Annotated in this window: 12 protein-coding genes; 7 read left to right on the top strand and 5 right to left on the bottom strand. The window is 73.2% G+C overall.

Annotated elements, in window-relative coordinates; translation table 11 throughout:
* Window positions 1-160: 160 nt before the first annotated feature.
* From HUW36_RS17890 to HUW36_RS17880, 3 genes are all read right to left on the bottom strand, one after another.
* A complete protein-coding gene (locus tag HUW36_RS17890; protein ID WP_246248211.1) occupies window positions 161-2,182 on the bottom strand; it encodes an amylo-alpha-1,6-glucosidase in 2,022 nt (673 codons plus the stop codon).
* A 35-nt stretch (window positions 2,183-2,217) separates the two neighbouring features.
* Window positions 2,218-2,601 (bottom strand): SCP2 sterol-binding domain-containing protein, encoded by a 384-nt coding sequence (locus HUW36_RS17885; RefSeq protein WP_174529219.1) that lies wholly within the window; start codon window positions 2,599-2,601, stop codon window positions 2,218-2,220.
* 79 nt (window positions 2,602-2,680) lie between these two features.
* The gene (locus tag HUW36_RS17880; RefSeq protein ID WP_174529218.1) at window positions 2,681-3,055 is read right to left on the bottom strand and encodes a DsrE family protein; all 375 of its coding nucleotides are present in this window, start codon (window positions 3,053-3,055) and stop codon (window positions 2,681-2,683) included.
* Window positions 3,056-3,067: 12 nt separating this feature from the next.
* On the opposite strand from HUW36_RS17880, the gene mtfM reads away from it, so the two are divergent.
* Together mtfM and HUW36_RS17875 are read left to right on the top strand one after the other, a co-directional pair.
* Window positions 3,068-3,172, top strand: a complete 105-nt coding sequence (gene mtfM, locus HUW36_RS34910; protein WP_013288813.1) for a small membrane protein MtfM — start codon at window positions 3,068-3,070, stop codon at window positions 3,170-3,172.
* Window positions 3,138-3,764: a heme-binding beta-barrel domain-containing protein gene (locus HUW36_RS17875; protein ID WP_174529217.1), complete on the top strand. Its 627-nt coding sequence runs from the start codon at window positions 3,138-3,140 to the stop codon at window positions 3,762-3,764. The genes mtfM and HUW36_RS17875 overlap by 35 nt, the downstream gene beginning before the upstream one ends.
* Before the next feature lie 67 nt (window positions 3,765-3,831).
* Here the strand turns inward: HUW36_RS17875 and HUW36_RS17870 are convergent, their stop codons facing one another.
* Window positions 3,832-4,692 carry an aminotransferase class IV gene (locus tag HUW36_RS17870; RefSeq protein ID WP_174529216.1) on the bottom strand — a complete coding sequence of 287 codons (861 nt, stop codon included), beginning with the start codon at window positions 4,690-4,692 and terminating at the stop codon, window positions 3,832-3,834.
* A 91-nt stretch (window positions 4,693-4,783) separates the two neighbouring features.
* Here HUW36_RS17870 and HUW36_RS17865 point away from each other — a divergent pair, with 91 nt between their 5' ends.
* The 4 genes from HUW36_RS17865 (at window position 4,784) to HUW36_RS17850 (ending at window position 8,282) form a co-directional block, all read left to right on the top strand.
* Window positions 4,784-5,191, top strand: coding sequence for a Fur family transcriptional regulator (locus tag HUW36_RS17865; protein WP_174529221.1), 408 nt, complete (start codon window positions 4,784-4,786; stop codon window positions 5,189-5,191).
* Window positions 5,188-6,300 (top strand): CAF17-like 4Fe-4S cluster assembly/insertion protein YgfZ, encoded by a 1,113-nt coding sequence (gene ygfZ, locus HUW36_RS17860; protein WP_174529215.1) that lies wholly within the window; start codon window positions 5,188-5,190, stop codon window positions 6,298-6,300. Before HUW36_RS17865 ends, ygfZ begins: the two co-directional genes overlap by 4 nt.
* Before the next feature lie 100 nt (window positions 6,301-6,400).
* Window positions 6,401-7,228, top strand: a complete 828-nt coding sequence (locus tag HUW36_RS17855; RefSeq protein ID WP_099163516.1) for a beta-keto acid cleavage family enzyme — start codon at window positions 6,401-6,403, stop codon at window positions 7,226-7,228.
* A 94-nt stretch (window positions 7,229-7,322) separates the two neighbouring features.
* Window positions 7,323-8,282, top strand: a complete 960-nt coding sequence (locus tag HUW36_RS17850) for an asparaginase (RefSeq protein WP_174529214.1) — start codon at window positions 7,323-7,325, stop codon at window positions 8,280-8,282.
* 12 nt (window positions 8,283-8,294) lie between these two features.
* Here the strand turns inward: HUW36_RS17850 and HUW36_RS17845 are convergent, their stop codons facing one another.
* Window positions 8,295-9,092, bottom strand: a complete 798-nt coding sequence (locus tag HUW36_RS17845) for an alpha/beta fold hydrolase (protein ID WP_246248210.1) — start codon at window positions 9,090-9,092, stop codon at window positions 8,295-8,297.
* A gap of 111 nt (window positions 9,093-9,203) precedes the next feature.
* Here HUW36_RS17845 and HUW36_RS17840 point away from each other — a divergent pair.
* On the top strand, window positions 9,204-9,623 hold a 420-nt coding region (locus HUW36_RS17840), incomplete at its 3' end, for a helix-turn-helix domain-containing protein (RefSeq protein WP_246248209.1).

Genomic DNA, 9,623 nt, shown 5'->3' with positions numbered 1-9,623 from the left:
GGCCGACCAGCCGCTGGCCGCCGCGTTCGGCGCCGGCGCCGCGCCGGTGGTGGACTCCGCCGACCGGTACGCCCGCGCGGGTGATCCGGCGGTGCTGGCCGAGCGGGTCGACGAGCGGGTCCGGGTCGCGGTCACCACGCCCTGTCCCGGCTGACTCCGGTCAGTGCCGGTGGCCCCGGTGCTGGTCGTGCTCGGTGCGGCTGCGGCCGAGGGCGTCCACCCGGCCCCACCGGCCGGGGATGTCGAGCAGTTCGACCCGGCCCATGCCCGGGGGCACGGCCGGATCGATGATGAGGTGTTCGCCCTGCGGCTCCAGCCCCAGCATCACCCGGAGGAGCAGCAGCGGGGTGCCGGCGGACCAGGCCTGCGGGCTGCACGCGGTCGGGTACTCGACCGGATAGTCGGTGAGGCCGCGCTCGTAGCCGGCGAACGCCTCGGGCAGCCGCCCGTCGAAGTAGCGGGACGCGCTCAGCATCGACTCGCAGATCTGGCCGGCCTCCTTCCGGAAACCGTACTTCCACAGCCCCCAGGCGATGATCGAGTTGTCGAACGGCCACACCGTGCCGACGTGGTAGCCGATCGGGTTGTACCGGCCCTGGTCGTCGGCGAGCGTCCGTACCCCCCAACCGGAGAAGAGCCGCGGTCCGAGCAGGTGCGCGGCGACCGCCGGCGCGCGGGATTCGTCGACGATGCCGCTCCACAGCAGGTGGCCGATGTTCGAGGTGAGCGAGTCCACGTGCCGTCCCTGCGGGTCCAGGGCCAACGCGTAGTACTCCCGTTCCGGGATCCAGAAGTCGCGGTTGAACCGCTCCTTGAGCGCCGCCGCCTCCCGCTCCAGCCGGTCGGCGTACGCCGGGTCGTTCCAGTGGGTGCGGGCCAGCCGGGCGCCACGCAGCTTGGCGTCGTACGCGTACCCCTGGAGTTCGCAGGTGGCACGGGGGAAGTCCGGCAACCGGCCGTCGGCGTAGGAGATGGAATCGGGCGAGTCCTTCCAGCACTGGTTCGGCAGCCCGGTTTCGGGGTTGCGGCTCATGTACCAGACGTAGCCCGTGCCGAGCAGGTCCCCGTACGTGTCGAGCCAGTCCAGCGCCGCCCGGGTCTCGGACTCCAGTTGGTGGACCAGCTTCGCGTCCCCGGTCCAGCGCTCGTACTCGTCGAGCAGGATCACGAACAGCGCGCTGGTGTCGGCCGCGCCGTAGTACGGCGAGTGCGGCTGCTCCTCGAAGCCGGCGGTCTCGCCGTACCGCAGCTCGTGCAGGATCTTGCCGGGCTCCTCGTCCCGGAAGTCGTCGATCCGGCTGCCCTGGAGGCCGGCCAGCATGAGGATGGTGGGCTGCACCAGCTCGGGGAGGAAGGGCAGCACCTGGAGCGAGGTGAACATGCTGTCCCGCCCGAACAGGGTCATGAACCAGGGCAGGCCGGCGGCGACCAGCCGGACCCCGAGCGCGATCGACTCGTACCGGAGGGCGGCCAGGTCGTTGAGGCTGCGCCGGTACGCCCCGGCCAGTGGCTCGCAGTCGCAGCCCAGCTTCGGGGCCCGTTCGATGAGCGCGTTCTGCTCGGCGTGGATCTCCGATGCCGAGCGATGCCCGCCCAGCGGCAGGGTGGCCCGGATGTCCTCGCCGCGGGCCCCGTAGATCACGGTGGCGACGTGCAGCCGGGTGGTCCACTCGCCGTGCGCCTCCACCCGGACCCGGAAGGTCATCCCGTTCGCGTCGACCTCGGCCGGGGCGGTGCTGGTCACCTTGGCCTCCCGGTGGAAGGCCTCGCGCCGGTAGGTGAGTCGTAGCGCGTTCTCCTCGACGGTGGGCGTGGTGCGGCCCTTCTTCTCCCGCCGGTGCTTGATCTCGAAGAGGTCGGCGAAGTCCGACCCGATCTCCAGCCGCAGGCGGAACTCCTTCTCCTGCTCGGAATGGTTGAGCAGGGTCAGTTCCTCGTCGAAGCTGCCGCCGATCGAGCGGCTGCGGATCACCGAGACCTTCGCGTCCAGGTAGTGCGTGGGCTCGCCGGGCACCATGAAGAACCGGGTCTTGTAGGACAGCGAGTCGTCGATCGAGAGCGCGTGCAGCAGTTGGCCGTCGAGCGACAGGATCCAGGTGGAGATGAACCGGGTGTCGAACGAGAACAGCCCGGTGGGGAAGTCGTACGACGGTTCGATGTTGCCGCGCCCGTCGCTCACCATGAACGTGTTGCCGTCGAGGATGCTGACGCGTTGCTTCACACCGACCGCCGGGCGTGTTCGCGGGCGGTCTCCCTCGGGTCCCGTACCCCGGGCCGGTCGGGCAGGAAGCGGCGGAACAGCAGGAACAGCGCCACCTTTCCACTGAAGGTGGCCTCGTTGCGCAGCACCGCCGCCATGCCCGCCTCCCGGCCCGTGACCAGCTTGTCGAACAACTCGGTGGAGAGGGTCAGCACGCCGTCCGCCGGTCGCTCCTCCTCCTGGCTCACCCGGGCCGTGCCCGGCGCCAGCGTCACGTACCAATGTTCGGTGCGGTTGCCGTCCGCGAGGTCGATCTGGAGCGTCCCGGCCACGGGGCTGCGCAGGACGGACGCGGCCCGCGCCGGCAACGACGCGAAGAACCGCTTGGTCGCCTCACTCACATCCGAATGGTAGGCAGCCTATGGACATGTCGGGACGGGATCGGCTCTCAGGGCAGAATGGACAACCCGGGCGGGTTGCTCAGTAGACGAGTGCCTGCGCGCCCTCGGTCATGGCTTCCTCGACGAAGACCGCCGCACCCGCGATCCGGACGCCGGGGATCACGTCGTCCGTGCCGATGTCCCGGCGGGCGGCGCACTGGGTGCAGGCGGTCACCCGGCCGGTGGCCAGGACGACGTGCAGCAGCTCACCCAGCGGCGCGGAGTGCGGCAGCTCGAACGACTCCGCCCGTCCGGGCAGCGCGAACCAGGTCGATTCGCCGGTGAGCCAGAGCGACACCTCCACCCCCGCGGCGGCGGCGGTGGCGGCGACGGTGAACGCCTGGGCGCAGCGTTCCGGGGCGTCCGCCCCGGCGGTGGCCTTGACGACGAGAGTGCGCGCCATGGCACCCAGCATAGGATGGCCCGGATGGTTACCGAGATCGGGTTCGTCAGCCTGCTGGTCGCCGGCCTGGGCGCGCTCGCCGGTGGCCTGGTCTATGTCGCTGTGCGTATCGCAAGAGGTAAGTGGTGAATCTGTGAGTGAGAATCCGCTTCAGCCGCCGTGGTTGAACGCGCCGCCGGTCGACCCGTATCCGTACGAGGAGAGCCACGACCTGCGCGTCGGCCCGAAGCTGCACCCGAGCCTGGACGGGCTGCTGCCGTACATCGGGGTGTGGCGTGGCCGGGGCCGGGGTGGGTTCCCGACGATCGAGGACTTCGACTACGCGCAGGAGATCCGGATCAGCCACGACGGCCGGCCGTTCCTGTTCTACGAGTCGCGGGCCTGGATCCTGGACGAGCAGAGCCGTCCGGTCCGCCCGGCCGGTCGCGAGGTGGGCTGGTGGCGTCCGGTGATGGACGGTGACCGGGTCACCGACGAGCTGGAGGCGTTGATGACCACGCCGACCGGCGTGATGGAGCTGCACATCGGCAAGCGCAGGGGCACCCAGATCGAGTTCGCCACCGACGCGGTCGTCCGCACGGCCACGGCGAAGGAGGTCACCGCCGGTGCCCGCCTGTTCGGCATCGTCGAGGGCGCCCTGCTCTACGCCCAGGAGATGGCCGCCGTCGGCCACCCCCTCAGCCCTCACCTCTCCGCCCGCCTCACCCGGGTAGCCGGCTGACCCCCGGTCTGCGTCGATCAAGGAGCTCGCGTCGGAGTCGATCTTTCCGCTGACGCGAACTCCTTGATCACCGCGCGTCGGCGGGCTGGGGGAAGCCCAGGAGGGTGAGCAGGTGGGGGGTCAGCGGGGAGCGGGGGCGCGGGGTTCCGTCCAGGGTGCGGACCTCCGCGAGGCCGCGCAGGGAGCTGGTCAGCCAGATCGCCTCGGCGTCGCGCAGGTCGGCCACGGTGGGCAGGTGCTCGCCGGCCCCCAGGCCCAGCTCGGCCGCCCGGCCCAGCAGGTGGTGGGCGGTCACGCCGGGTAGCACCCCGGTCTGCGCCGCCGGCACCGTGAGGAGACGGCCGCCGCGCAGCCACACCACGTTGGCGGTGGGCCCCTCCAGCACGAAGCCGTCGGTCGAGAGCCAGAGCACGTCGTCCACGCCGGTCCGCCGCGCCCATCGCCGGGCGGCGGTGCTGAGCGCGTACGAGGTGGACTTCACGCCGCTCGGCAGCCACCCCAGCTCGGGGCGGGAGCGCGCGGCCACCCCGAGCGGCAGCGTGGCCACCGTCACCCCGTCCCGGCGGGCCCGCCGGGCGGACGCGGGCACCTCGCCGAGCGTGGCGTACACCGTGGGCGGCCCGCCGCCCTCCGGCCCCCGGGTGCAGACCAGCCGGAGCGCGCCCTCGGTCCGCGCGGGCCAGCCGGCGCACACCGCGTCCAGCAACTCCACCAGCACCGCGACCGGGGGCAGCGGCAGGTCGATCGCCGCCGCGCCGCCGCGCAGCCGGTCCAGGTGGGCGTCGCGCAGCCAGGGCCGGCCGTCGCGCAGGTGCAGCGTCTCGAACAGGCCGTCGCCGTGCAGCACACCCCGGTCGTCGCCGCGCAGCACCGGCTCGCCGGCCGGCACCAGCCCCCGGCCGGCCACCGCCACCCGTGTCGCCTCCACGGACGCAGCGTAGTGGCGTACGCCGCCGCGACCGGGGCCGGCGCGGCGGCCGAACTATGATCGGACGGTGTCCGAATCCTCCCTCGCGGAAATGCTCCGCTCGCGCGGGCTGCGGCTGACGGCGCAGCGGCAGCTGATCCTCCAGGCCGTCCTCGATCTGGGGCACGCCACCCCGGAGCAGGTGCACACGGCCGTGCGGGAGGTGGCGGCCGGGGTCAACATCACCACCATCTACCGCACGCTGGAGCTGCTGGAACGGCTCGGCCTGGTCACCCACACGCACCTCTCGCACGGTTCGCCGACCTACCACGCGGCCGGCGAGCACCAGCACGTGCACCTGGTGTGCCGGGAGTGCGGGGCGATCGACGAGATCTCCCCGGAGATGCTCCGGCCGCTCGCCGACCAGTTGGCCGGGCAGCGTGGGTTCCAGGTCGACATCGGGCACGTCGCGCTCTTCGGGGTCTGCGGTCGGTGCGCACAGGACGGGGACGGCAAATGATCGACATCGCGGGCGCGGTGACCACCGACGCCATCGACGAGGAGACCCGGGACCAGCCCGAGCCGGCCCACCGGGCGGCCGGGGTGGGGCCGGTGGCCGCGCACTACGGCGACCCGATGCGCGAGCAGCGCGTGCTGGCCACCGGCGTCGGGCTGGTCGACCGCTCGCACCGGGGCGTGGTCGCGGTGCCGGGCGAGGAGCGGATCGGGTGGCTGCACACGCTGACCAGCCAGCACCTGGCCGCGCTCGCCCCGTGGCAGGGCACCGAGCTGCTGGTGCTCTCGCCGCACGGCCACGTCGAGCAGCACGCGATGGTCGCCGACGACGGCGAGACCACCTGGCTGGACACCGAGCCGGGGGCCACCGGCGGGCTCCTGTCCTACCTGGAGAAGATGCGGTTCTTCAGCCGGGTCGACCCGCGCGACGCCACCGCCGACCACGCGCTGCTCTCGCTCGTCGGCCCGGAGGCCGCCGGCGCGCTCGACACGCTGGGCGTCACCGGCCTGGCCGCCCCCGACGCGGTCGGGGTGCCGGGTCCGAAGTTCCGTTCCGGCGAGCTGCCCGCGCGCCCCTCCGTGGTGTACGACGTGCAGCCGTTGCCGGTGGGCGGGTGGGCCCGGCGGGTGGCGCTCGGCGTCGACCTGCTGGTGCCGCGTCCGGCCATGGCGCAGGTGGTGGCCGAGTTGCGGGGGGCCGGCGTGCCGGTGGCCGGGCTGTGGGCGTACGAGGCGGTCCGGGTGGCCGCCCGGCGGGCCCGGGCCGGCGTGGACACCGACCACCGCACCATCCCCGCCGAGGTCGACCTGGTCGCCCCGGCCGTGCACCTGGACAAGGGCTGCTACCGGGGGCAGGAGACGGTGGCCCGGGTGCACAACCTGGGCCGGCCGCCCCGTCGGCTCGTGCTGCTGCACCTGGACGGCGTGGCCACCGACCAGCCGCCGGCCGCCGGTACGCCGGTGACCCTGGACGGGCGGACCGTCGGCTTCGTCGGCACCTCGGTGCACCACTTCGAGCTGGGCCAGGTCGCGCTCGCCGTGGTGAAGCGCAACACGCCCGACGACGCCCGCCTGATGGTGGGCGAGAGTGCGGCCGCCATCGACCCGACGTAAGGAAGGGCCCCCTTTTAATGCCTCGTGCATAGGAAGGGCACCTGCTTAACGCGCCGCACGCGGGAAGATTTACGGTCGGCGGGCAGTCTAGGATCCGGGCATGACGACAGGGACGTTGATCACGGTTGCCCCCACCGGCGCGGAGTCGGCCAAGGCGGAGGTGCCGGCGCTGCCGGTGACGCTCGACGAGCTGGTGCTGACCGCCAAGGAGTGCGAGGCGCTCGGCGCGGCCGTGATCCACGTCCACATCCGCGACGACGAGGCGCGGCCCACGCTCGACCAGGGCCGGCTGCGGGCCACCGTGGCGGCGCTGCGGGAGAACACCGACCTGATCGTGCAGCTCTCCTCCGGCGGCGCGGTGACCGACCCGGAGGCCGCCCGCCTCGCCGTGCTCGACGCCGGGCCGGACATGGCCTCCTGCACCATGGGCACGGTCAACTTCGGCGACGACGTCTTCCTCAACCGCTGGGAGTTCATCGTCGACCTGCACACCCGGATGCAGGAGCGGGGCGTCGTCCCCGAGTACGAGATCTTCGACCTGGGTCACCTCACCGCGTTGCAGCGGCTGCTCGGCAAGTACGGCCTGCCGCACGGCGGGCACGTGCACGTGGACTTCGTGATGGGCGTGCCGGGCGGCATGCCGGGAACCACGGCGACCCTGGTGGCGGCCCAGCAGATGCTGCGGGACCTGCCCGAGGGCACCACGTTCTCGGCCACCGGCATCGGGCGCAGCACCATCCCGGTGATGCTCGCCTCGCTGTCGACCGGCGGCCACCTCCGGGTCGGCATGGAGGACACCGTCACGTACGCCAAGGGCCGACCGGTGGAGTCCAACATGCAGCTCGTCGCGCGCGCGGTCGGGTTCGCCCAGCTCGCCCAGCGCCCGCCGCTGACCACCGCCGAGGCCCGTACGCTGCTCGGCGTGTAAGTGGCACACGAGCACCCGCCCTTGTACGCCTGAGGGTGACGTCGCAGCTCACCCCCGTGTCGGACGGGTCCGCCCCCTCGGTACCGTCCATCCCGTGGGAAAGACGTACGAGGGCGGCGTGCCGCTCGCCGAGGTGGTCCGGTCCGGTTTCGTGGAGGGCGTCCACCGTGGCTCCGTGGTGGTGCTCGACGGCACCGGCGCGTCGGTCGCCGGTGCCGGTGACGTCACCTCACCGATCTTTCCCCGGTCGTCGAACAAGCCGATGCAGGCTGTCGGCATGCTGCGGGCCGGCCTGCCGCTGACCGACCCGGCCGACGTGGCGCTGGTCGCCGCGAGCCACGCCGGGGAGGAGTTCCACCTCGAACGGGTCGCCGCCCTGCTGCGCCGCGCCGACCTGACCGAGGAGGCGCTGCACTGCCCGCCGGAACTGCCTGTCGGTGAGGCCGCCCGGGAGGCGGTGCTGCGCGCCGGCGGCGGCCCGGCGCGGGTGTCGATGAACTGCTCCGGCAAGCACAGCGGCATGCTGCTCACCTGCCTGGCCGCCGATTGGCCGCTGGACGGCTACTGGCGGCCGGAGCACCCCCTGCAGCAGCGTCTGACCGCGACCGTCGAGGAGTTCACCGGGGAGCGGGCGGCGGCGGTCGGGGTGGACGGCTGCGGCGCGCCGGTGCTCGCCGTCTCGCTGACCGGGCTGGCGCGGGCCTTCCTGCGGCTGGTGAGCGCCGAGCCGGGCACGGTGGAGCGGACCGTGGCGGACGCGATGCGGGCGTACCCGGAGCTGGTCGGCGGCACCCAGGCGGACGACACCCGGCTGATGCGCGGCGTACCCGGGTTGCTGGCCAAGGTCGGCGCGGAGGGTGTCATCGCGGCGGCGGTGCCGGGCGTCGGCGCGGTCGCCCTGAAGATCGACGACGGCGCGTCCCGGCCCCGCATGCCGGTCCTGACCTCGGCGCTGCGCCGCCTGGCCGTCGACGCGCCGATCCTGGCCGAGTACACCGAGATCCCCCTGCTCGGCGGCGGCCTCCCGGTCGGCGCCGTCCGCCCCCTCTGGTGAGCCCGGCCGGCGTCAGGGGAGGAAGGACAGCAGGGCCTCGTTGACCGGGGCGGGGCGCTCCAGGGGGAGCAGATGGCCGGCGTCGGGGACGTCGGGGAGCCGCGTGCCGTGGGGGGCCTCGTCGGCGATGCGGTCGGCCAGCCGGCGGATGTCGGCGAGGTCGTCGGCGCCGGCCGCGGTCAGCACGGGCATGCGCAGCTCGCCCAGCCGGTCGATGGCCGGCGGGTCCAGTTCCTCCACCTCGACCGCGCTGAGCGCCTGCTCGGCGGCGAGCGCCCGACGGTCCATCTCCTCGGCGAACCGGATCAGCTCCGGGTCGACGTCGGCCGGCTCGCGGGTCGGGCCGACCACCCAGAACCGCACCTCGCCCGCGGCGGTGGCGGCGAAGTCCTCCGGGTCCACGTCGCCGACCAGGTCCTCCCAGAGCTGCTCGGTCTCCTCGGACCACTCGTTGCCGGAGACCGGGGCGCCGAGGAGGGCCACCGCGCTCACCCGGTCCGGGTGGGCCAGCGCGGTGTCCACCGCGACCCGGCCGCCGAACGAGCAGCCGACGAGCGCGGCCCGCTCGACGCCCAGCGCGTCCAGCAGGCCGATCAGGTCGTCGTGGTGGGCGAACGGGGTGGGCGGCAGCGTCGAGTCGCCGTAACCGCGCAGGTCCACGGCGACCACCCGGTGCCGGGCGGCCAGGGCCGGCACCTGCGCGCGCCACATCCGCCGGTCCGCGATGCCGGCGTGCACCAGCACGACGACGCTGCCGCTGCCGGCCTCGTCGTACGCGAGCTCGGCGCCGTTGACTTCGATCTTGGTCACGGGGGAACGGTACGGACCGGACATCGGGATGGCAACAGCCTTCGCGTGACCTCGCTAACTCTGGCTAGCGTTTTGCTTGCAGCAGCTAGCAGCCCGGGTTAGCGTGGAGTCATGGCCACCAGCAAGGACCTTCCCGATGTCGGCGGGTTCATTCGCGACCTCCGGCGCAACGCGAAGATCTCGCTGCGTCAGCTCGCCGAGCAGGCAGGCGTCAGCAATCCCTACCTGAGCCAGATCGAGCGCGGGCTGCGCAAGCCGAGCGCCGAGGTGCTCCAGCAGCTCGCCAGCGCGCTGCGCGTCTCCACCCCGGCCATGTACCTGCGGGCCGGGCTGCTGGACGACAAGGAGGGTCAGGGCGTGCTCGCGGCGATCGCCGTCGATCCCGAGCTGACCATGGCCCAGAAGCAGTCGCTCACCCAGATCTACGAGACGTTCCGCCGGGAGAACGCGCGCCTGGCCGAGGCGACCGGCGCCGACCGGCCGGCGGAACCCGCCGAGCCGGCGACCGCCCCGGAGGCCCCGGCCACCGTC

The organism is Micromonospora maritima, from assembly GCF_902825405.1.
In the GTDB taxonomy this organism is placed as follows: domain Bacteria; phylum Actinomycetota; class Actinomycetes; order Mycobacteriales; family Micromonosporaceae; genus Micromonospora; species Micromonospora maritima.
The sequence above is the reverse complement of the archived record's forward strand: the minus strand, read 5'-3'. Positions and strand labels throughout refer to the sequence as shown.